Source organism: Lentilactobacillus dabitei (assembly GCF_019061365.1).
GTDB classification, from domain to species: domain Bacteria; phylum Bacillota; class Bacilli; order Lactobacillales; family Lactobacillaceae; genus Lentilactobacillus; species Lentilactobacillus dabitei.
The window spans coordinates 1-24,733 of the sequence record NZ_JAHPPD010000040.1; the positions used below are offsets into that span (position 1 = coordinate 1).

Below are 24,733 nucleotides of genomic sequence, written 5' to 3' on the forward strand. Positions count from 1 at the left end.
TTTTATTCTAACGAGAAACAAAAAATCTGTCATCAGTAATAGATAAAATCTATTACCAACAACAGATATTGTAGAACCGTTAAAAACGCCAAGCTGATCGATGACAAACGGCAGCTGGTGACCAATGCCAAGGTTGGCGATAAAGCGAAGTTAGCCTTTGACACAACCGTGGGTTCTTTGTCGCAGTCTGGCAAGGTTAAGTTTGCCTATGACAGGGATACTTTGAAAATCAAGAAGGATAAGTACAAGTTTAAAAATGGCAGCACCAAGGTTGTCGTTGATATTGATGGCAAAGACTCAACCATTGAATGGCAACACGCAATCGACAAGACTGATCTTGAAGTGGTTTTGCCGGTTAAATTTAACCAGCCGGTCGATCATCGAGAGTTGGTGGTGACGATTGACGAGAAGAAAGTGAAGTTGCCAACGTTGACAGTGGTGGATAAGAGTGCCAAGAAGGCGAAGGAAGCCACTGCGCCTAATCAGGATAAAGCTGATGGTAACTTGCAGGACGATAATTTATTGAATAAGGTGCTGCAAGAAGCGCAACAGGATGAGGCGGCGAGTGATCAGGTAGAAGCTGCTAAAGAAGATGGAGCCGCAGAACAAAAGGAAACAACCGAACAATCAGTTCAACCAGAACCGAAGAAGGAAAATGAAATTGATGAGAATTCTTCGCAGGCGGATGTGATTGAGGAACCGAAGCAATCAGATACTGATAAGGCGAAAGAATTTTTGAAAGAAAAACGAGAGGCGGATCAGAAGGCGGCGAAGGAGAAGAGTCGAGAGGCAATTGAGAACTTAAAGAAAACCGCCGAAAAGGACGCTCAGAATCCCCAAGGAACTAATCAAAATGGTAGTAGCATCCAAAATGGCTCCGGTAACAACAAGGAAATCCAAACTCTGCGAGATTCCTCGTTATCAAGCGTGGACGTTGCTAAAAAGGTGTTAGCGAGGACGGATGATGCTGATGGGGCGAGTGGAGAGTCGCTAAGATCAACATTCCCGGTTAACGGTGTGTTTCGTAGCGGAACCCGACGAGGAGATCTCGGGAAACTAAAGTACTTTTTTGACATGATTCAATTAACGGATGATAAGGGCAATAAACAGTTTATTGATGGAACCCTCAATGATAATGTTTCTATTCCAGCAGATTTTCGAAATAGTAAGGAAATTACAATTAACTGGCCTTGGAATACTCAAAGTATTAATGAGCTTAATAATTTAAGCCCAGTAATTCAAAAAGGGGATTACTATACTTTTAACATTGAAGGATTTGAGTATGCCTATAAAAACGGTGACAGCGATGAACAAATAATAAAAACTGATAAGGTTCAGGAAATTGGAAAATTTACTATTTCGAAAACTGATAAGGACTATATTCAAAAGGTTCGAATAGACTTCACCTCAGAAATTAACACCGAAGACAATCGAATCGAATACGGAGCGAGTGCAAAGACAACGTTATCGCAAGAAGAGGGTGAAATTAGTTTTGGTGAGATTGCTGACGAGGAGCATAAAATCACAATTGAAAAGGGGGAACTTGACCTTAAGAAAATTGGGAATTATGAGACATACAAGGATAATGAAGGAAATGAAATTACCGACTACAGTAAGTTACATTGGACGGCAAATTTTACAGCGGATGATGCCCTAGACGAAGTGACTTTACAGGATGAATTTGGCACTGGGTATGATTTCCAAGGTGCAACTTATAAATTTACAATTACCCCAGATGATGGGGATGATGTAATTGTGTCAAGTAGTGATGCTGATCAGTACAAAAGTATTGTTGGAAATGATCCGATTTCTCAAAGGGCCGATTTTAAATTCAAAGCAGCAGAGCTTCTTGATAGTGGCAAGAAAATTAAAGCTATCCAAGTTGACGTAATTGCAAAGATTACTAATTTTGATAAAACTAATGAATATATTAATCAAATTAAAGTATCATACTGGAGAAACGGTGACCAGTCAGGGAGCAGCGGACCTTGGGCACGAGCTAAGGTGGGCAATAATCGCAAGATGCTGAATAAACAAGCAGAGATTGTTAAAGGGGGCAACGTTAAATATACTGTAAGGTTTACGGTGTCTAATTCAGATGCGGTCGAAGATCTCATAATGAAGGACGAATTGGGATCAGAGTTATTTATGTACGATAAAGATAGTTTCGAGTTAACACCAATAGATCATGATAAGAAGTTTGTGGATTACGCCACGACTCAATTTAATAATAACGGGAAAGATGACCCTGGCGCAGCCGACTTTTCTGCAACATTTAACGAGAATATAAAAAAAGGCGTGACTGAAAGCAATCCAATCACCTATGAATTATCTTACGAAGTTACTCCCAAAGACCCTAGCAAGATCAAAGATGCAGATTACAAAAAGCTGACCAATACAGTTACTTGGAAAGGGACAAGTAAATTCGAATCTGTTGAAGATCCCAAGTTCAATACGAAGACAAGTTCTGGTGCTAACTGGACTGACTTTACTACTGACTGGGAGTTTGAAATTAATAAATTTGATAGGAAAGTTGGATTCCCAATTACGATTACGGAACCTGCTCAAGAAGGAACAAATGATTATCTGGATTTTGAGGAATTTCATAAAATAATTCGGAATAAACCTAATAATATTTCTGATTATATTCAAATATATACTACCGATGGTACGACATATCAGAAACAAGATGTAACGCTTAAAGGGGTGTGGGGCGGTGACAATGAGGGTGTTACCTATAAGTGGAGCAGCAACGGAAAAGATGCATTTTTGATTCAAAAAATGAAGGACAGCAAAGATTTCAAGCTGACCATTCTAAACTCACCTACAGTCACAAGTGAACCAGGGGATGAAACCCATCATTTTAAGGTTGAACTGAAGAAAGTGCCAATTAACAAGGAAGCGTTAGCAACGGCTAAAAGTACGGTCTGGAATATTCAAAATTGTGCCGATATAGAATACAACAAAAAAGACAATCAGGGAGAGGTTGATAGGGTGTGTGCCTCCGTTGCACTGCCTGAATTAGTTCGAGAAAACATTTCCAAAGTTGGAAAACTATCAAGTGATTTCAGTGTCCCGACTAGTAGTCGTAAAATCCACTGGACTTCCAGCTTTAACTTCAAAGATCATTTAGGCACTGCTAACAGTTTCATGATTACTGATGATTTCGGCAAAGGTGATTTAGTAACTGCCTACGACGGTGATGAACCCACATCCCATCCCAAACAATTGCAAAGTATTAGTTATGATAAAGAAAACCCAGCCGAAGATATTAAGGTATCATTTGGTAAATTAAACGAAAAGGGTGACCAAGTAGAAAAACATACGGGAAACGTAACTGATTACTATACATTGTCCTTTGAACAGTTAACTACAACAAGTTTTGAACTTAAAATCACTCTAACGACGGAAGGGAAAGAATTCGTTGAAAATGGTGACTATAACATCATCGTCTTAGACTACAGTTCAGATGTAGAAAGTTTGTCACTTGACTCTACAAAGGATTATGAACACTTAAAGAAGTGGTTGTTTAATAATAAGATTGAGGTATCAACAGTGGCTGGTAACGATCTCGAAACGTCTGCCAAAACGTCATATACTGACGCAGGTTATCTACTAGATAAAAGCGGTCAGAAAGAAACCATTTATGATGAAGGGCGAGAGATTACGGCTATCAAATGGAATGTGCTGGTAAATGGTGAAGGTAAAAAGTTCACTGGGCCAATTCAATTAGTTGACCAAATTACCAGTGATAACCAAAACCATTTACAAGTTAAAAATAGTGACTATCATGTTAAGATTTTTAAAGCGCAACGAAGTCAAGTTGAAGATGAAGGAAATAAAGATAAGCAAAAGGTTGAGTATGATCCATTAGAACCACCAATCAATTCAAACAACTACACCCTTGAATACTCTCTTCATTTGGATAAAATGACAATTCAGTTTAAAGAAGGGTATGAACTTGATGGACCACTAATCGTACAGTATTATACTGAAATTCAGAAGACGGTGGGAGCAGACTTTGAGAATAAGGTAACCCTAAGCCTTGGTGAAAAAAAGTTTACACAAGGGACGGTGCTTGAGTCAGGAATTGAGGCTTGGGGTAGCATCAAGCACTTTAGTGTCAACGTCATTAAGCGAGATGATATAACCGGTGATCCGCTTGAAGGAGTTGAATTTAAACTTCAACAAATGGATAAAGATGGTCATTGGCAAGATGTTATGACGACTGTTGATCAAGGGGATGCCAAGCCAGAAGTTTATAAATTAAGAACTGGTGCTAATGGTATGGCAACCTTCATGGACCTTACCGCCTTTGGCAAATATCGAATTGTTGAGACGGAAGGACTAAGTGGTCGGTTCGAACAGTATGAATCCAAATTGTTCACAATGAACGATGTTGACGAAGGCAAAGCTGTCTACGTTCTCGAAGTAACCAACCCATACGACGGTGACTTAATCATCAAAAAAGGGGTTAACAGCAACGGTCTAGAAACTTCGAAAGATGAATTCAACTTTGAGGTTAAAGCAGTCAGTGACTTGGAAGCAGTTAACAAAGATTTTGTTGGTAGCTTTGAATATGCTGTATATGATAAAAGCGGGGATCCAGTTAATGGTAGAGATGATCAACCAATTAAGGGGACAGTAACTTTTGAAGATGGTATTGCTATCGGACTTCCTGCAATTAAAGATGATCAACAGCTCAAAATCTTTGGCTTACCGCAGAATCAGCATTTCATGATCAAAGAGTTAAATGCGGAAAGGTATAACACGACCCACCGGTTGATCAATACCTCAAATGGTTCATCTGGTAGGCTTAGAGGAAAAGAAACTAGCCTGTTCAAACTTCAAGAGGGTGAAAAAACCGACAGTACGGTTGCTTCATTCACCAATTCAATCGTGCCTGGTGAATTTGCTTTTTCCAAGACAATTAAGGGACCAAATGTTGCAAATGATAAGGATCGTAAGCAGTTTAACTTCTACCTTGAAGCAATTAACGAAGATGGCGATCCGGATGAGACCTTCACTGGCGACATCGAGGGTTGGAAACATGCCGGTGGAAGTGATACGAAAGTGACATTCCACTTTGTTAGCGGCAAGGCAAACCAAATTACGATTAATGGTAGTCGAGAAGCTATTCAACTTCGTCACGGTGAAGGTTACAATAAAATTCAATTGCCGAAGAACATGCAGTTTAAAGTTTACGAACGGCAAGACGACACGTACAAGTATACAAAGTACTGGATTGACGGAGACTATGGTGAAGCGCCTTCTGGATCGGATAAGGATGGTGATTACCACTACGTTGGGCCGATTAACACGGATGGAAAACATCTGAAGTTTATCAATGAGCAAAAAGGTAATTCCTTTGAATTTGAAAAACGAGTTAGTGGCACGATGCCTAACGATCTTACCAAGTTTGACTTTACTGTTGAAGGCGTTGGCAATACGGTTGCTTCCATTAAAAACAAAGAGTTTAAAGCCGTAGTTAAAAATGCCCGTTCAGGGGACGTAATTAATGATACTGGGAAAATTACTTTTAATGGTGATGGTGTTGCAAGCGAGATTAACTACGGAGGCTATGATCCCACAAAGATCCAGTTAACACATGGACAAAAGCTGGTGATTCTCGGACTACCAGAGAATGCAACCCATTTCAAGGTAATTGAAACAACCGCTGGCGATTCTGAGACGTATACGCAGGTTGATAATGGATCTCGTCAAGAAGGAAAAGAAGCAGAGATTGAATTAAATCAGCCGAACGTTCAAGATCTAATTCTGTTTGAGAATGTCAACAACGGTCATATACCACTGACGATCAAGAAAACTTTGAGTGGCGTTGTTCCGCCGAAGCATACTGAGTTCACGTTTGAGGTGGTTATCAAGGATCCTGGAAAGGAATGGGGAGAGTCCAAAGAATTTAACGCGATCATGAGTGATAGAGACGAAGAATTTAAACTAGAATTTAAAAAGGATAGTGATGATTACAAAACAACAATTAAACTCGAAGCCGACCAATCAATTACAATATATCTTCCTAAGGGCTTAACAGTTGAAACAACCGAAACAACGAAGGGGTATGAGGTTAGTCATCAATACGGCAAGCATGAGGATGAAGGTAATTCACATAAAGTTGTTCTAGAGAATAATGATTGTGATGAGCCTTGTCTCCCACCATTAATTTTCAACAACCACGTCCCAGGAACAATCGTGGAAATTGAGAAGAAGGTTAAGGGAACTCCTTTGGCAAATGCGGATTACGGCAGGCAGTTCCAGTTTGGAATTGTTGCTAAAGACGAAAATGGTCAAGGAATTACTACTGGAGATGATGAGACAGAGGATAACGACGTGGAAGCTGACAAGAAAGGTTTTGCTTATGAAATCAGCAATGCTACTGGTCAAACAGTTTCCTCTGGCCGAGTTGAGTTTAAGGACGGAAAGATTTCTCGAATTGACGATGAGGAATTTAGTGCAGAATCACCCGGATATTTCGAACTCAAACACGACCAAAAGCTGAAAATCTTGGGTCTCCCAGATGGTGCTAAGGTGGTCGTTACCGAACTTAATCCGGCTGGGTATGTCCCTGAATGGTCAGTTGGCAAGGGCTCGACGATGTCAGGTAATGAGACAAGTGAATTTGTAACCAATGAAAAGACACCATCAACTGTCAAATTCACCAACACCAAGAAGACGAGTTCCCTGCACCTCAGCAAGACGCTCGTTGGTGATGGTATTACCACTGACGATAAAGCAAAGGAGTTTGAATTCAAGATTACTGCCGAAGATCCTGAAAAAGTGGCTAGCAAATATCAAGCCGCTAAGCGAAACACAGACGGCACGATTACCAAGCTTCCAGTCAGTTTTAATACAGATGGTGAATACAAGATCAATCTTCAAGGCACCGAAGCCCTCACCATCGACGGCCTGCCACTTGACGTCACATTCAACGTTGAGGAAATGGAAGCTGAAATGCTGGAGAATGAAGGTTTCCAAATCAGCCACGCCTTGAATACTGTTCCTCAAAACAGTCACAAAACCGCCAATTTTAAACTTCATGGTGAAATGACTCCGGTTGAGTTTGTTAACGCTAAACACAAACCGGACACCGGCTTCCTCCAAATGAAAAAGGAACTAGCTGGCTCTGGAATTACCGAAGCTGATGAAAACCAGATATTTGAATTCCAGGTTCGATCAGCAATTAGTGGTGAGTTCAAAGCAACCAAGTTTACTCAAAGCGGTGCGGTCCAATCACTTGATGTTCAATTGACAAATGGTATGTCAAATACGATTAGCTTGAAGAGCAAGGAACGGCTGATCATTTCTGGATTACCACTTAACACGGATTTCTCGGTGACGGAATTAGGAGCGGCCAATTTCAAGACAAACTGGATGGTCAACGGTATTACGACCCACGAGGGTAAACAAACTGAACTATTTAGAATTCTGAACCAGCAAACTACCCCGGTTCTACTCACAAACAGTAAGCAGGCACCAGACACTGCTAGTTTGAAGATTAGCAAGACCCTTGCCGGTGAGGGCATCACTGACGCTGATAGTAATCAAGACTTCAATTTCAGAATCTACTCTAGCGCAAGCGGGATCTACAAGGCCGTTAAGGTTCAGCAAAAAGGCAATACCACAAACACAACGGTCACGATCCAAGACGGCGAATCTGGTTTGATAACGTTAAAAAATGGCGAAACACTGACGTTAGCAGGCTTGCCAATTGACCACAACTATGCGGTAGGTGAAGCATACGTCAATGGTTACGTAACTTCGTACAAGGTTAACGGCACACCAGAGGTTAAAGGCATGACGACCGATCCATTCCGACTGGTTGCTAACCAAAACGGCACCGTTGACTTCACCAACACCAAAAACGGCGATGTTGCCATGGGTTCCTTCTCCGTTAACAAATTTGTCAACCAAACAGGTAACAGAACCCGAGCGTTCGAATTTAACCTGGAAGCTGTTGACGGTGCTGGTAATCCATTAAATGGCATCTTCCAGACGGAGACGATTACCAATGGTGGAACTGTAGCTAAGGGGAGAATTGATATTCAAGGTGGCAATGCTAAATTTACATTGACGCACGGCCAAAGCATCAAGTTCATCCTCCCAATGGGTGCGCGCTACGAAGTTTCTGAAAAGGACTACAAGGTGGACGGTTACACGACTCGTGTGACAAAACGGGACGCGGCATACACCGGCACTCACGTCTTCGGTACGGCAACCGCTGATAGCGACAACATCAGCTACCACAACGATTTTGAAGAAGATGAGGGTGAATTACCACTCCCAGCTGACGAAGACAAGCCAGATTCAAGTGCAACAATTGACGAACCAGATGCATTACCAGCAAGCGATGGTACCAGTGGGACTAATGGTACTAGCGGTATCACTAGCCCACAGGGACTCCCATCAGCTGGCTACACTGGTAAGCAGGCCTTACCACAGACCGGCGAAGATGACGGCAGACTTTATACAATCATTGGCGTGATCATTCTGGTAATGGTGGCAGTTGTTGTCACGATTTACTACACGAAACGCAAACAGACCAAATAGAAAGGAATTTAAAGTAACAATTATCATCGGATTAGCAAGAAATGCCATTCACTAGTTGAATGGCATTTCTTACGGCTAAATTCTGATGGCTGGGAAAGCTGTTTAACCAGTGTATTACTCTTTTTGAATGATATCGCTAAGTTTAATTAACAAATATGAAAGTTCATACTTCCTTTCTAAAATAGCCAAATTTTATTGATGAACTTATTGTAAGGATAATATATACGTAATCTTACGACGGCGGAGGAAAAAATCATGAAATTATTCAAGAAGGGGTGCATCATGCAGTTCGTTGGGGTGCTAGCTTTGTTATTCGGTAACTTCTATACGGTTGGGGCCGCCGTGGCCGATGTCGTGGCGACTGATGAAATTGCGACTAAAAACGCTAAATTGATCGATGATAAGCGCCAGTTAGTAACAACTGCCAAAGTGGGTGACAAGGTGAAACTAACCTTTGACGTGACCGTGGGTTCTTTGTCGTCGGCTGGTAAGGTGAAATTTGAGTATGACCGAGACATGTTAACAATCAAAAAGCGGCAGTATCAATTTAAAAATGGTAGTGCCAAAGTTGTGGTTGATATTGATGGCAAGAATTCAACTATTCAGTGGCAGCACGCAATCGACATGACCGATCTTGAGGTGGCCTTACCGGTTAAATTCAATCGGCCTGCCAATCGTTATGAACTGGCGGTGATGGTTGATGAGAAAAAAGTTGAACTGCCGACATTGACGGTGGTGAATAAGAATGCTCAAAAGGCCAAGGGGACCACTGCGGCCACTAACAAAAATATCGATGGCAACTTGCAGGATGACAATTTGGTGAATCAGGTATTGGTCGAAGCTGAAAAAGACGAAATGGCCAGCGACCAGACGGACGCGGCCAAACGAGTTGAGACAGCCAAAGCGCAAGGGGGAGCTGAAGATAAGACTGCTAAAAAAGAAGATGATTCTGAGAAAGACAAGGTTGACCAGCAGCCTGTATCAGAAGAACCAAGCAGTGAAGTAAAAATCGACGAGAACTCTTCTCAAGCTGATGAGATTGAAGAATCCAAACAATCTGATAACGATAAGGCTAAACAATTTGTGAAAGAAAAACGGGAAGTGGATCAGAAGGCAGCCAAGGAGAAAAGTCAAAAGGCGGTTGAGAACTTGAAGAAAGCTGCTGAAAAGGATGCGCAGAATCCCCAAGGTACCAATCAAAATGGTAGTGGCATGCAAAAAAGCTCTGGTAACAATAAAGAAATTCGAACGCCGCGCGATTCTTCGTTAGCAAGTGTGGACGTTGCTAAGAAGGCATTGGCAGAGACAGGTGATGGCGAGTCAGCACATCATATTCAATCTCAACTGTCTACTATGAAGGGGTTTGAAACGGAAAGAGACTTAAAAGGCTTAGTTAACACCAAATTCTTTAATAGCATTACTGTAAAATATGATAATGAAGAAATAAAAATTCCCACAGAAATTAGTAATGAAGTCGACGCATCAATCCCGTCATCGATTAAAGATAGTAGTACCGTCAGCATCGATTGGACATGGGATACCACCACGATTGGAAAATCACAAACTGGTGAGAATTTCGCCATTCAGGATGGTGACTATTACGAATTTACTTTGGAGGGTTTTGAGTTGAACTATGGTGATAACCCCTCACTAGGTGGCGACATCAATGGAACGGGCAATGTTAAAGTTGGAGAATATAGTATTTCACCAGTAACGGCCAGTAATGCGAGTGAACATAAAGTTAAGATTACTTTTTTCCCGAGTAGTGTGTCCGGTGAAACGACAATCAATTATAGCTTGCATCTAGAGACAACATTTTCGAAAGGAAGCACAGAAGTTTCATTTGGAGAAATTGCAAAAGATGGTGCAAAAATTGAGGTAGCGGACGGAGCGGTTACCCTTTCAAAACATGGAGAGTTTGCCGGGATTACCGATGGTTCAATGATTGATTATGACACGATTGTTTGGACAAGCACTTTAAAGGTTAACAGGACCGGGGGTGCCGACCAAGCTAACTTGCGAGATACTTTAGGCAGTCACTATCAAATTGATGATGCAGAAAAAAATCCAGCAATCTATACGTTTGAGGTAACTGATAATAATAACGACAAACATACGTTTAATAAAGGCAGTGATGGTTATTCTAAAATAATGCAAACAGGAAGTTGGTTACAGCAAAAATTATTTAAGTTTATCGCAAGTGATTTGCTTCCGACCGGGAGAACGATTAAAAAGATTGTAGTAACTATGAGGGCACCTGTAACAAGTATCCAATCGGAGTATCATAATAAGATTGTCGCGCAAAACGTTAAATTTGGGACAGAGACGCTAAAAGAAGTAGAAACGCAGCATATACTAAAACGAGAATCGAATGCGTTATACAAATCAGCTACCACGGTAAGAGGAGATGTTCAGTATACGATAAGGTTTAATGTTAAGAACGACCAAGATAACTTAACATTAACTGATGAATTGAAAACGAAAAAGTTTAAATATCAGGAGTTGACAGAGGGAAATTACAGATTAACTAGGGATGGAGACAATACTAATTATTGGGATAATTATGTAGATAGCAGTCAGATTGTAGATTCTCCAGATGGTTCTAAGTTGACGGTAAAATTCAAATCAGGTATTAAGGCCAACCCTGGGGTTTACAAATTAATCTATAAAGTGGTTCCGGTTGGAGAGGTTTCGCCAACTGACTATCATGGACTAACAAACCAGGTAAATTGGAGCGGCAAAGAAAGCTTTACTCACGTATATAAGAATGCTACCAACCAAAAGGGTACTTATTATGTGTCAGAAGATAAGCCGCACGGGAACGACTGGACAAACTATACGACTGATTGGTCGATTAATGTTAATAGAATCGATCAACCAATCGAAGGTGATATTACAATTACAGAACCCGATACGGAGAAGCAAAACGAAACGGATTATGATTATGCCAAATATTATAATTTGCTAATAGATAATTTTGACAATTTGAGTGATTATATAAAATTTTATGCAAAGTTTGTGCACGAAAAACATGAGATAAGGTATGAACGCTATAACGGGCAATTTTACTGGGTTGTAAATGGTGATAGAGAGGAGAAACCAGCATTTTCCATTGGTTCCTCTAAGGATGAAAAAGGTAATGTAATTGGCTTCAAACTCGTTGTTCATAGAATGCCAAAGCAAAATAACAATAACCGAGTTTCACAAGAATTTGGTGTCCAATTGGCTGGCGTTCCAATTGACAAAGCAAAGTTGGCAAAAAATACTTCTGGGTACCTGTATAACCACGCAACTGTTGAATACAACGAAGGCAAGGAACACATCAGTGGAAGTTCAAAGATTCCAACGGATGTCGCTAATAATCTCAGCAAATCAGGAAAACTATGTACCGATTTTCATAGCAATCCTGATAATCGGAAGATCGACTGGACAGTCGCATTTAATCAGCGGGGTTGGCTTGCTGATGAGAAAAGTGTTGATAAGCTTCTAAAAGAAGACGGGATAACATTTACAGATACCGTTGGTGCTGATAAGGCATGGGGAAAGGATGAAAAGGCATCTACCAGTTTACTGCTACAAGATATTAAGCAAGCGTTTAAAAAAGGTCATCTAACCGTATCGTTAGGTAAGATGAGTTCGGATAGTACTAAAATTATAGACTCCCAGATACTGGGTCAAAATGATTTTAACATTGAAGATGCAGTAGAAAGCTCCGGTAATCAGCAGGCTGTGAAAAGTACCATTAAATTTAGTGATAAGGCCGTAAATCTTTATAAAGATGGATATTCAGTGATTGTCCTGAAATTCAGTTCAAATGTTAAGCGATTGGAGACTAGTGCCAGCAAAAAATTCGAGCATCTAAAAGGTTGGGAATTTGCCAGTAAATTGGAAATTGCTCGGCTACCAAATGAGAAGAAAACGGTTAAGAGCTCCGTTACGTATCTTGATACCGGCTTCTTGCTTGATAAAGATGGAATTCTTGAAGAAGACACTATTAATGGTGAAAAGCAGAAAGTACTGAAGTGGAATTTAATCGTCAATGGTGAGGGAAAGACGACCAAAGATTTGGCATTAAAAGCTACTGATGAGATTCAGAACGATCATCACAAGCATCTGGAGACATTGGATGATAATCACAGGCTGAAAGTGTATCAGGCAAAACGGGATTTAGTAACCAAAGGTGGTAAGGAGACGGTTGAATACAGTAAAGGAGCCTTGCTTGATTCTGATAATTATGAATTAAAGTATGCCAACAATCTGAGGAAAATGGAAATTCAGTTTGCTGAAGGGATTGGTGACAAACACCCACTGATGGTAGAATACTATACCGTTGTTTCTAGAAATGTCGCTGGAATAACTTATGAAAATAATGTCACTTTAGAAGTTGGTAGTGAAACATTTACTCAAGGCAAAGCGGTCAAATCTAACACTTCTGCTGGGGCGGAATTTGATCATTTCTCTGTAAGGATCAGCAAAAAGGATTTGCAAACTAGCGATCCAATTACTGGAGTCATATTTGGACTTGAGAAGCGGAAAAAGGGTTCTAATGATAGTTGGGAACCGGTAAAGATCTCTGATTCTGGGGATCGAATAACTGCAGAGACGAATGATGACGGAATTGCAACCTTTTATGGGCTCGGAGATGTAAATAAGTACAAAGTTGTTGAGCTTAAAGGTGCCCACGGATACGATGATGTCTATGAATCAGATGAATTTACGAGTGAAAACGCCGAAGATAGAGTGTATAACATCGAAGCGTTCAATTCTAAAAAACGACAACTGCAAATAAAGAAAACACTCACCACGTCGGATCCTAGCTTAAAGGATCAATTATTTGAGTTCCAAGTTGAAGCTACGGATGGTAAGGGGGAAACTGATGCGGACTTTAGTGGCACTTATCAAGCTACAAGAAATGACACACCGACAGTTGATGTGTCATTCACAAAAGGCGTTTCTAAGGTTATCAAGCTAAAACCCGATGAGAATTATAGGATTTGGGGACTATCTAATGATCAGCATTACCGGGTAACTGAATTAGGTGCGAAGATGTTCGATACAGCTTATGATATTTCTGGCATGAAAAGCGGTGATGCAACTGATATTCAGGGCAAGCAAACTTCTATTTTTCAATTAAAGGAGGACGCTAATTCATCCGGCCTGGTTCACTTTACCAATAGATATGCCCGTAATCAGTTTGAATTTGAAAAGACAGTTGAAGGTGCGGATTCTGACGATTTATTCGAATTTGACGTTACGGCTGGTAATGAAGATACCGCTGATTCTGTTAAGAGCAAAAAATTTGATGTGGCCTTAGTCAATGCCACTACTGGGGCCTCAATTAATGACGATGTGGAGATTCAGATTGAATTTGACGATGATGGTGAGTCAGCTGGATTGTGGTATGGTGATGCCATCAGAGCTAAGCCAATTAAACTTGAGGATAATCAGCGTCTGATTATCAAGGGCCTACCAGAAGAGGTCGTTAAATTCGTTGTTAAAGAGAACGTCGACGAGGCGCAATGGGCGACTTCAAACCAAGTTGATGGCGAAGACGAGGTGGTTGGGCCAAACGCTTCTCTTACTTTAAATCGAAAAGATGCCAAGAATTCAATTGTCTTTAGAAATATGCCAGTCGGCCAGGTACCCTTCAAGCTTCAAAAGACAGTTGGTCGGGGCATCCCGTCAGATAAGGAATTTCTGTTTACTTTGACAATTAAGAATCAAGGATTGAATTGGGGATCAGAAAAGGAATTTAAAGCTGATAAGACCGATCCTAGTGATAAGTTTAATCTTAAGTTTGTAAAGGATGAAAAGACTGGGCATTATGTTGCTAGTGAGAAACTTAAGGCCAACCAGATTTTAACGGTCATGATGCCAAAAGACCTTAATATAGAAATCCTAGAAACAAATGTCGCGGGCTATGAAGTCACTTATAGCTATGGGAATGAAAAGGGCGAAGGTGATAAACATAGCATTATCACCGGTGAGCAGAATAAATTGTCAACGTTGATTTTCAATAATGATACAATCGGATCTGAACTGGCAATTGAAAAGAAGTTAAAGGGAACCAATTTAACCAGTGATGACCATGAAAAGAAATTTGAATTTGATGTGCAGGGGTCGGATAAGGAAGGTCGAAAACTGAAAGGCATCTTCGATATCCAGATGACAACCGCTGGAAACGATAACCTGATTGGAACAGTGACCTTTACAGATGGCAAAATTAGTAGTGTTAGACTTCAAAATAGGCCATCAACTGATAAGATCGTCCTCAAAAGTGACGAACAGGCTAAAATTTTAGAATTACCCGTTGGCGCAGAAATTAAGGCAATTGAGTTGGAAACGAGTCACAGCGGGTATACGCCAAGCTATGTTTTAAATACAAACGATGAGCGGTCAGGAAATGAAACGATTCCGTTTGTTAGTCGCAAAGATATGCCTTCAACCGTGAAATTTGTTAACACCAAAGATGGTGAAGCCGAGATGGGCTCCTTCAACGTTAACAAATTCGTGAACGAAGTAGGTGACCGCAGCCGCGCATTTAACTTCCACCTTGAAGCGGTTGATGGTGCTGGCAACCCACTGGATGGTAGTTTCCACACGGTGACAACGACCAATGGAACGACTACTGACGGCTTTATTCACATTCGAGGTGGTAACGCGAGCTTCACGTTACGACACGGGCAAACGATCAAATTTATTCTGCCAATGGGTGCTCGCTATGAAGTATCCGAAGTAGATTACACTAAAGATGGCTACACAACGACCGTCACAAAACGCAACGCCCCAATTAGTGGCACCACGGTGACGGGCACGGCAACCGCCGACAGTGACACCATCAGCTACCACAACGACCTAGAAGTTGATGAGGGTGAATTACCACTCCCAGCAGATGAAGATAAGCCAGACTCAAGTGCGACAATTGACGAACCAGACGCATTACCAGCAAGCGATGGTACCAGTGGTAAGAACGGTACGAGTGGCATTACTAGCCCACAAGGCTTACCATCAGCTGGCTACACCGGCAAACAGGCACTTCCACAAACCGGTGAAGATGACGGCAAACTATTCATGATTATTGGCGTGATCATTCTGGTAATGGTGGCAGTTGCTGGCACGATTTACTACACGAAACGTAAGCAAGTCAAATAGAAAGGAGTTAGGAAGGTAAAAAATCTAATTAACTAGTTTGAAACGAATAAAGGGTCCAATGTCGCTAACGGAATTGTTAACGGGCATCGGGCCTTTTGATTTGGATTCTAGCTGAGGCGGCCACCATCATTCCACGACCCAATCATCTGATGATCGCGGCAGGCATTGGCAAACTTGGTCATTCTTGAGCGAAACAATTTGGGTTGGTTGGCTTTGATTTGAATGGTATCGATCCGTATCCGCTGGTAAAGTGGTGGACAGGAACGGAAAAATTTCCAGGCTCCCGGTCGTCGTTTCAAGGCCCGTTTGATTCTTGGATCGATTTTGAAATGCGATGGATCCATGTCCGGCAGCAGCCTCCTACCAGCTGGTGTCATTCTACCTAGCGTTTCCATTCGGCGACAGCGGGCCTTGTTTAATTCAGACCAAGCGCTATTCGGCTTTCTGGGGACAAATCGTTGAGAAGTGGGCCTTGCTTTGACGATTCGTTTATATGTACTATCAATCCAACCAAAACACATGGCTTCTTCAACTGCATCGACGTACCAAAAGTGGTCGGTGTCTTTAGGAATGCCACGTTTGACATCGACCCAACATTCGGTTGCTGTTTGGCAGTTTGATTTGAGCCAGTTTCTAAATTCGTCGCGATTAGTGGCTGATAAGTGGTTGACTGGATTTTCACGGGTCATCTTGAATCATCTCCTCAGTCAATTGTACAATTTTTGAGAACTAGGTGAGTTGGAGTTTAAGGATGAATGAAAATAGAGTCCCTAGATGTTAGATAATTTAATAAAACTAAAAAGAATCTTTCCAGTGAAACCCAATGATAACCAGGCAACTAAAGGAATATATGTTAACGACTCACATTATTTTCTAAAATATTCTTGACATTTTCTAATCCATATCTCATAATACGAACTATCAATTTGAAAGAAGTTTTCGTTAACTCGCTTCGACAGAAAATCCATTCGGCGGCTGAGAGATGGTGTAGCAATTAACGATTGTGACTTTCATGCTTTACCTCTAAGTTGGTGAGCGCTGAGTGAGCCAGCTTCGGACTTGTCCGTTAAAGCAGTTAACGAGTGGGCACAATGTGTCTATGAAGGTGGTACCGCGGCCAAATGTCGTCCTTTTATCAGAAATGATGGAGGGCGACTTTTTTTGTAGTATGCGGAGCCGGGCGCTTAGAAACTGGAGCATAAGTCTCCTCCAACGGAAATTCCTGGGTTTGGAATTTTTGTTGGAGGTGCTTATGTGGAAGTTTCTGCCCGGCGGAGCATCATTCGGCACGGTTGCCTAGAACCTTTTGGTCAAGAGGGTTTAGGTGCAGCTTTCTACCCAGCAAAGCACCACTTGCACGGTTGACCAAAACATCTACCCGATCTATCACCTGAGCCCCACCACCTTTAACTTCAACGGATATTCAGCCAGTTTGTACATATAACCAAGCAAGAAAGGAAGTTTTAACATGAAATATACAGTATTAGGTGCAGGTGCCATGGGATTACGTTACGGGGTATTATTGCAAGAAGCAGGATTTGACGTAGATTTTGTCGACACTTGGGATGAGCAGGTTGAGACTATTCGCAAACAAAAGGGTATCTACGTTTCTCGGAATGGTCAAAATAAACATCTCGTGCCGGTTAACGTGTACTACCCGGAAGAATACAAAGGTGATCCAGATGTCTTGATCGTCTTCACCAAACAGTATCAATTAGCTGATTTCTTGAAACGATCTGCTCGCTTTTTTAACGACAAACAGTACGTGGTCACTTGCATGAACGGCATGGGCCATGTTGACAAATTAAATCAATATTTCCCTAAAGAACGGTTGCTTGGTGGCACCGCATTAATCGGGACTGTCTTAAATAAAGCCGGTGATGTTGACTTTATTGGCCCTAAGGGAGCCGGGTCGATGAACATCGCCAACGAAACTGAAAAACCGGATGAAATGACGCATAAGATTGTCGATGAATTCCAACAAGCAGGCCTTAATCCTAACTTGACCACCAATTTCTTAGGCACATTAATGGCCAAAGTCATCTTCAATTCCGTGATCAATACGCTTTGCACGATGTTTAAGATCCGGATGGGTGAGTATATTCAATCCCCAGTTGCCCAAAAATTGGGTGTTCAATTAATCGATGAGGCCTTTGACGTCTGCGAACGGGCAGGGATTACGCTGCTCAATACGCGTCAAGAAGAGTGGGAAACCGTTAAGTACGTCAGCACCGTTTCCAACCCACTGCACTTCCCATCAATGTACCAAGATATTTCTAAGAATCGCCAGACCGAGGTTGATTATATCAATGGCTATATTTACGATCTCGGGTTGAAATACCATTACGAAGCCAAGACCCATGATTTTTTGAGAAACTTAGTCCATCTGGCTGAATTCTCGGGAACATTTGATGTTAACGGCTATATGAAATCGGTGCTGGCTGCAGAGAATGCAAAGAAGACGCAGGCTAAGACAGTAAAAGTTGAGGCCGACGCTTAGGTCACGATTTATATCTAAAGGTAAGTAAAAAATGATATCCAGTTAGGACTGATTAATTTCAGTGGCTAATTGGATCTCATTTTTAGTTGGTTAGCTAATAAGTCGGTTTGATATAAGGAACCCGCTTGATCGTGGCGCCTACGGAACTTTCGGTGATCCAAGATTGATTGCGCAACGTCCTAAAGTTCTCACTCTTACCAGTTAAGATCACGCCAGCAAATTTAGCCTGCTTTAACGTTGGGTGTTGCTTGGCGTATTTGTGGGCATAGTTACTTAGCGAGAAATTATTATATGAATCCAAAGTGGTAGCTGATACTTTTTTGAGTGATTTTTGGAAATATTGATAGTCTAACTTAGTCAACTTGCCTTCTGGCAGTCCTGATTGGATTCCCAAAAAATTATTTTGTTCAAAGGTGGGGTCAGCCTTGCCACTAACGCCGATCCAATACCAGCTGGCTCGGAGATTATGGGTCAGCCGAGCTTGAATCTGCTGGTAAGTGAGGGGGTGCTTGAAGGTGACCGCGACTTCTGCGACGTATCCTTTCATCTTAGACACAGCTGGTAATTCGAAAGCCTTCTTAACATTGGGCTTGTCGACATTGTCATTGTAGAATAACGGGATTTTCTGTTGGGTTAATCGAGTGTAAGCAGTAGTCTGGGTAGTGTCGATCAAGCTCGTATTTGGAATCCAGTTGAAAGACCAATTATACTGCCCAATTGCAGTGGACCACGGAATGCGATAGCCGTCGATTTCCTTGTATTGATGGCTGACGACCTTCCCACCCCAAACAGAAGTGTCATCGAGGGCTTGATCGCTGATCTGAATATTGGGAGCAGCGATTTCTTGGATAGTTTCCATTTTATTATTAAGTAGCTGAGTTTGGTGCCCGGCGAGACTTTGAGTAAACTTGTACCCAATTCCTAACATGACTGGTACAGTGACGATCACAATCAAAATCGTGATGAGCCACCTTTTTAACTTTACTCTAAACGCCATTTTTTCAAATTGTTTATTATTCATTTGATTCATCACCTAACGCCTTTCTTAATTTCTTGCGGATGCGGTACAACCGCATTTTGACTGCTGCCGGGCTTTTATTAGTCTGGGAAGCAATTTGGTCGACCGACTGATTATTTAGGTACTTGAGCTTCAGCAGTTGCCGGTCCTTATCGTTGAGTTTCCGAAGTACCTTTGCCAGCCGGTTATTCTGTGGCCCGTTGATTGTTGAACGGGGTTGTTTGGCTGCCGGAATCAAATAAACTTGCAATAGCTTCTTAAACCGGGCTTGCCGGCGATACTGATCAACGTACTGATTACGGGCCAAGCGGTACATGTATGGCCGAATTTCGTTGGGTGGCAAAATGATGTCCATTTTGAGGATTTTGACAAAGACATCTTGAATGACGTCCTCAGCAATTTCTTGATGAGCACCTTGGCCAATCAGGTAGTGCATCAACTCAAGCGAGATATTTTTAATTAATGATTCATAACCATCGAGCTTCATGACAACCCCCTTTCACTAGGTATAACGAATGGGTGTGGGAAAAGTAACGGGTTTAGTGATGTCTTTTTGATTTTGTTTGTAAAAGTATAAATTTTGATCTGTGACGTAGGGAAAGTGGTTGTTAAGATCCTGTTTAGCCTCTTACAAAGGTCGTAATAATTTACTACAGTTAAAGGAATATAAGAAGAAAAAGTCTAGAAATGTCAGTTTAGCAGTTTCTTAAACGCAACCTAACGGCTGATTTAAGATCTTTATCTATACTAATAAATCCTGCATCCGTTAAGTTAGGACGTACAAAGGTTGCAAAGATCTGATCAATCACAATTCGGTTTAAATTAAGTAGTTGAGGACATAAAGATGCCATATAGATTAGGTAAGTTTGCTCACCCTTTAAAAATGAAATGGTTAAGCAGATATGAAACACTCCGCGGGACCAATTGATTAAGCCGTTGATCGATTGATTGAACGGATTAGCCACTCAAGGTATCAGGACCAGCTCATCTTACGGTCGAGTATTGACCAAGACAATCGCTTGTAATAACTTTGTAATTACGATATACTTAGTTCAAATCTTAAGGAGGGTTTAATGATGAATAACTTAAAAATTGCGGAAACAAAAACGCATAAAACTGGTAATTCGGTCAGTGTGACCTTACCTAAAATAACAGGCTTTTCGAACAATGAGCAAGTAATAATTGAAAAAGTTGATGAAGACACCTTGATTATCCGGCGCGTCCACAGTCATAAAAATCCATGGACATCGGGCGCATATGACAATGTTGATTTTCGTGGTCAGCTTGATAAGATTGGTTTCAATGTTGGAAATGAGCCAAGAAAAGGTCGAGAACTATGACAATGACCTTTCCTGACCAAGGCGATATTATCGTCTTAGACTTTGAGCCCCATAGTGGGCATGAAATGGGTGGACACACAACTAGCCAACCACGACGTCCTGCTGTGGTTGTATCGAACTCTCAATACAATCGGTTAACAGGATTTGTGGTCGTCATGCCCATCACTCACGGTACTAGTCAAATTCAAAAGGGCTTCGAACCGATTCTTGACCCAAACAGTCAGACCAATGGCTATATTGTGACTTGGCAAACCCCCAATTATGATTACGTTGCCCGTAATGGCGAGATAATTGGTCAAGTTCCTGATAAACTTCGCAACCGTTTATGTGCCTTAGCCGGCGACATTGTGGCTGCCAACTAAATTAATCCCAAGAGATTGGGGTAAAAGGCGATTTGATCCTAGAATTTAAGTAAAAGCGGCAGTGCATTCTGATTTTGGAATGCGCCGCCGCTTTTGCTTAAATGGCGGGGATCAGCCGTTTGTCGCAAGTTTTATCAATGTAAAATGGTGAGCTTGAGTTGCATTTATAAATAATTTGCCGACTAATGTCTCAGCTCTTTTTGTGAAAAGCTGGAATACCTGACCGATGTATCTTGCGAAATAAGTTACAAGCTGCCCATTAGTTCTTAACAGACCTTGGTTTTCTGTAAAGATATAAGCGCTTACAGTATAAATGAGTTAGGATATTGATAGGTAGATGATAATGGTTATTCTAAGCTGATTAGTAAAGGGGTGATTTGATGAATCTTAATATTTTTGATCGTAGTCGATACGAGCAGATTCACAACGAAATTTCGGCTGTCATAGATGTCTATCATGGATCCAAAATTAACGCTAAATTCAAATACATATTGAGTTCGAAGCAGATCGGAGGTTAGGCTAGCCATGAATTTGTTGATTGGAATTATCCCCGCTATTTTCTGGGGCGTTTTGCCGATATGGATGCGAAAAGTGACCGGTGGCAGTTTTTTACAGCAGTTGCTTGGAACCAGTATTGGGATTGTGATCACGGCAGCTGTCCTGCAACTGATTTTTCGCTATGACGTTAATGTAAGGGACTTTTTGCTTTACTACATTTCCGGTGCCTGCTGGAGTATTGGTCAAGGTGGCCAGTACCGAGAGTATGACCGCCTGGGGGTGAGTGGGACGATGCCGGTTTCCACGGCGTTTCAAATTATTGGTAACTCGCTGATTGGTGGCTGGCTATTTGGTGAGTGGCAGGGAATTTCGGCTAATCTGCTAGGATTGATTGCATTAGTCATCATCATTGCTGGTGTGGCGATTACTAACGGGATAGCAGCAATTTCATTGAAAAATTTATCGGAGTACGGCTTCTTACTTATCACGACCATTGGTTACTGGGGGTATTCGGGATTTCCACACTATGCCAGCTCAGGTGCTGGGATTAATGGTTTCTTGCCGCAATCGCTGGGGATGCTGACAATGGCGGCAATTATTTACGTGAGTGGTCGGAAGAAATTTCCCGGCAATGATCCAATTGGTCTTCGAAATATTACATCGGGGTTAATCTTTTCGGTCGCCGCGTCAACCTATTTAGTTTCGTTGCAGTTAAATGGGTTGGTCAGTGCCTTTGTTCTGACTCAACTAAACGTGGTCGTCTCAACAATTCTAGGTATTATTGTTTTGAAAGAAGCCAACCGCAAACAGGTAGTGACCGCCTCAATCGGCCTGGCGGTATTGATTGCTGGGGCGGTGATGATGGTGATGATTTGAGAGTGGTAAGCCCAGCCTCATCAGGAATGGTTCACTTAAAATGGCTAAACATTGACAAAGATAATTGGTTTGAAACGTATCATTACACACTCGCATTGACTTTTAATGAAATTTTTCCTCTTTCGATAATTCGAACTTTATATTTCACAATACTATCAAAGTATGAAATAATAATCATGTTAATTAAAGATTACAAAAATAGAGGGGATAGATGCCGCTTTCGTTTATTATTTTCGTTGCGGCATCCGCAGTTAGAGGGGTAAATGATGAGTAAACGTCAAAAAGTATTTACGAAGTATTTATTACTATTAGGACTTTTATTGGTTAGTTTCGTAGCAGGGGAAATGCACTCGCAGACAGTGATTAAGGCCGCGGGAAATCCACTGGTTTACACTGGGACTAAACCTAATACGAATGTACCTACGTATAACAATCTTACACATGAATTGTACTTTTCTGTAACTGGTAAGGATGGAACCACGGCGCATTCTAATTACGCGGCTTTATCTGGATCAGGTGATCAAAATGATTCTGTTATTGAAAGCCAGACTTATCAGAGTGTTGTTGAACATTTTAAAGCAACGAATAAATCGGACAAAGCGGTTTTTGTAAATGAAATTATTTCCTTGCCAAGATACTATGGCAACACAAGTAACGTTGTATATGCTGGAGATGATGTGCCAAAAATAGAGACACACTATAATAGTTCGAATCAGTCTGTCTCTAATGTGGATATTTCGTATATGTATTTGAATGGTAATACAAGCGACTTGCAAGATCTCTATGAATATCGAGTGATGGGCACATTAGAACCAGGAGATTCAGTTGAGGTTAACACACCGTTGAAAGTTCTACCACGAACTAATAATTCAATTGATGGTATGCAAGTGAGTGATTTTAGTAATCAAAGAACTGCAGACGGTCAAGGATGGAATACTCAAGAATTTGGGTTACTTGCCCATTTTGGTAAATATGTTAGTCCTATAGATTATTGGAATCCCGAGTATAAAAATGTCTTCATTGCAACCGTTGATGATAGTGATGGATTACCAATTCTTGCAACAGATGTTCAGGACATGATGCCAATTATTTCTAGGAATCTGGATGCCTTTACGTATTCAAACATTCGTGGTGAGACAATTCCAGCAGGCGGGGCGGCGTACACTGGCTCTAGTGTGACGATTCATTTAGCTAAACTAAAAGGATTAGATGGTCAAACATCGCTTACAGATGAACTTCATAATGAAGGGTATGCCTATAATATTTTGCCCGATGGGACTGAGCAGTCTACTTATACCTTTACGCTAGGAACAACTGGCGGATCGATCTTTACGGATAATGGGACAATCGTCATGAATGAAACTAAGTATAATGGGCGGACATTAGGGGATGCCTATCTATACATGCATAAATTAATCGATGCCAAGAACGAAACTTACCCCGTATCATCAAAAACGACTTGGGATCCGAATGCTTATAAGGACGTACAGTTCTATGACATAAATGGTAAGAAAATCGATAAACCGGCGAATGCATCCTATACGGTTCAAAAGATTGATGCCAACGGGACAGCCATAAAGGTTGCCAATAATGAAGTTGACATGACCAAAGATGGTGTTTACCAGGTCACTTATGTATATCCGGTTACTAACAGCGTTACAGTCAAAAAGACAATTACAATCACAGTTGGTAAGGGTAATCCGACACCCGTTGTGCCCGGTGGCGGTGGTTCATCGTCAACACCAACGACTCCGGCAGCAACAACGTCCAGTCATAACAGCAACTTTTCAAATGGTACCAAGACCACCACAGAACCGGCGGTACCAAACTACGCTGCTAAAGAAGGCGCGGCAGTTTACGCCACTAAGAAGATTTATCTTTATAAGAACGCAACTTTCAAAAAAGGTCAGCGCATTGCAATTTATCCCAAAGCCAAACGTGTTAACCGACCAATGTTCGTCGTAACTGATTACGCTCGTTCAAAGGGTGGTGCATTACGTTACAAAGTTCGCGACGTTAACCATCATAGCAAGACCGCCGGTAAAGTTGGCTACATCACTGCCAACCGAAAATATGTTGTGCCGGTTTACTATGCTTCTATGCCAAAGAATAAGCAGATAACGATCATTTCTAAGAAAGGTGTTAACGCCTATCGCAATGTTAACTTGACGAAGAAGGTTAAACATTACAAGAAGGGCGCTCATCTGAAGGTTAAGAAGATCGTCAAGCACAACTTGACCAGTCGATACATTTTAAGCAACGGTGGCTATATTACTGGTAATAAAAAGTTGGTTATTCAGGGGAACTATTAATTGAATCGAAGATCAAGCAGCTCATCGACTTGAAGTGCCCTACAATTGTTAGACAAGTAAGTCTAATGATTGTGGGGCTTTTCTTGTGACAAAATATAGTAGTCAATTCA

Annotated in this window: 10 protein-coding genes; 7 read left to right on the top strand and 3 right to left on the bottom strand. The window is 41.4% G+C overall.

All coding sequences use genetic code 11. The annotated features are described in order from the left end of the window. Positions 1-51 precede the first annotated feature (51 nt). On the top strand, positions 52-8,565 hold the full coding sequence (locus tag KTE19_RS14250) for a DUF7601 domain-containing protein (RefSeq protein WP_347339408.1): 8,514 nt from the start codon (positions 52-54) through the stop codon (positions 8,563-8,565). A 255-nt stretch (positions 8,566-8,820) separates the two neighbouring features. Continuing rightward, complete coding sequence (locus tag KTE19_RS07465; RefSeq protein WP_217341974.1) at positions 8,821-15,717, top strand: LPXTG cell wall anchor domain-containing protein; 6,897 nt, start codon at positions 8,821-8,823, stop codon at positions 15,715-15,717. Positions 15,718-15,824: 107 nt separating this feature from the next. Here KTE19_RS07465 and KTE19_RS07470 read toward each other — a convergent pair whose 3' ends face one another. Then, complete coding sequence (locus tag KTE19_RS07470) at positions 15,825-16,406, bottom strand: YdeI/OmpD-associated family protein (protein ID WP_217341975.1); 582 nt, start codon at positions 16,404-16,406, stop codon at positions 15,825-15,827. 779 nt (positions 16,407-17,185) lie between these two features. Between KTE19_RS07470 and KTE19_RS07475 the strand changes: the two genes are divergently transcribed. After that, on the top strand, positions 17,186-18,217 hold the full coding sequence (locus KTE19_RS07475; RefSeq protein ID WP_217341976.1) for a ketopantoate reductase family protein: 1,032 nt from the start codon (positions 17,186-17,188) through the stop codon (positions 18,215-18,217). A gap of 94 nt (positions 18,218-18,311) precedes the next feature. On the opposite strand, the gene KTE19_RS07480 is transcribed toward KTE19_RS07475, so the two are convergent. Together KTE19_RS07480 and KTE19_RS07485 are read right to left on the bottom strand one after the other, a co-directional pair. Further along, entirely contained in the window at positions 18,312-19,238 is a 927-nt protein-coding gene (locus KTE19_RS07480) for an anti sigma factor C-terminal domain-containing protein (RefSeq protein ID WP_249778614.1), read from the bottom strand. Further along, positions 19,231-19,722, bottom strand: coding sequence for an RNA polymerase sigma factor (locus KTE19_RS07485; RefSeq protein ID WP_217163521.1), 492 nt, complete (start codon positions 19,720-19,722; stop codon positions 19,231-19,233). Before KTE19_RS07485 ends, KTE19_RS07480 begins: the two co-directional genes overlap by 8 nt. A 589-nt stretch (positions 19,723-20,311) precedes the next feature. Here KTE19_RS07485 and KTE19_RS07490 point away from each other — a divergent pair. The 4 genes from KTE19_RS07490 to KTE19_RS07505 all read left to right on the top strand — a co-directional run bounded on the left by KTE19_RS07490 (position 20,312) and on the right by KTE19_RS07505 (position 24,623). Continuing rightward, positions 20,312-20,575: an antitoxin gene (locus KTE19_RS07490; protein WP_217163542.1), complete on the top strand. Its 264-nt coding sequence runs from the start codon at positions 20,312-20,314 to the stop codon at positions 20,573-20,575. Continuing rightward, complete coding sequence (locus KTE19_RS07495) at positions 20,572-20,937, top strand: type II toxin-antitoxin system PemK/MazF family toxin (protein WP_217163519.1); 366 nt, start codon at positions 20,572-20,574, stop codon at positions 20,935-20,937. The genes KTE19_RS07490 and KTE19_RS07495 overlap by 4 nt, the downstream gene beginning before the upstream one ends. 525 nt (positions 20,938-21,462) lie before the next feature. Further along, positions 21,463-22,311, top strand: coding sequence for a GRP family sugar transporter (locus KTE19_RS07500; protein ID WP_217163517.1), 849 nt, complete (start codon positions 21,463-21,465; stop codon positions 22,309-22,311). 266 nt (positions 22,312-22,577) lie between these two features. Further along, positions 22,578-24,623, top strand: a complete 2,046-nt coding sequence (locus tag KTE19_RS07505) for a DUF5776 domain-containing protein (RefSeq protein WP_217341978.1) — start codon at positions 22,578-22,580, stop codon at positions 24,621-24,623. Positions 24,624-24,733: the final 110 nt, after the last annotated feature.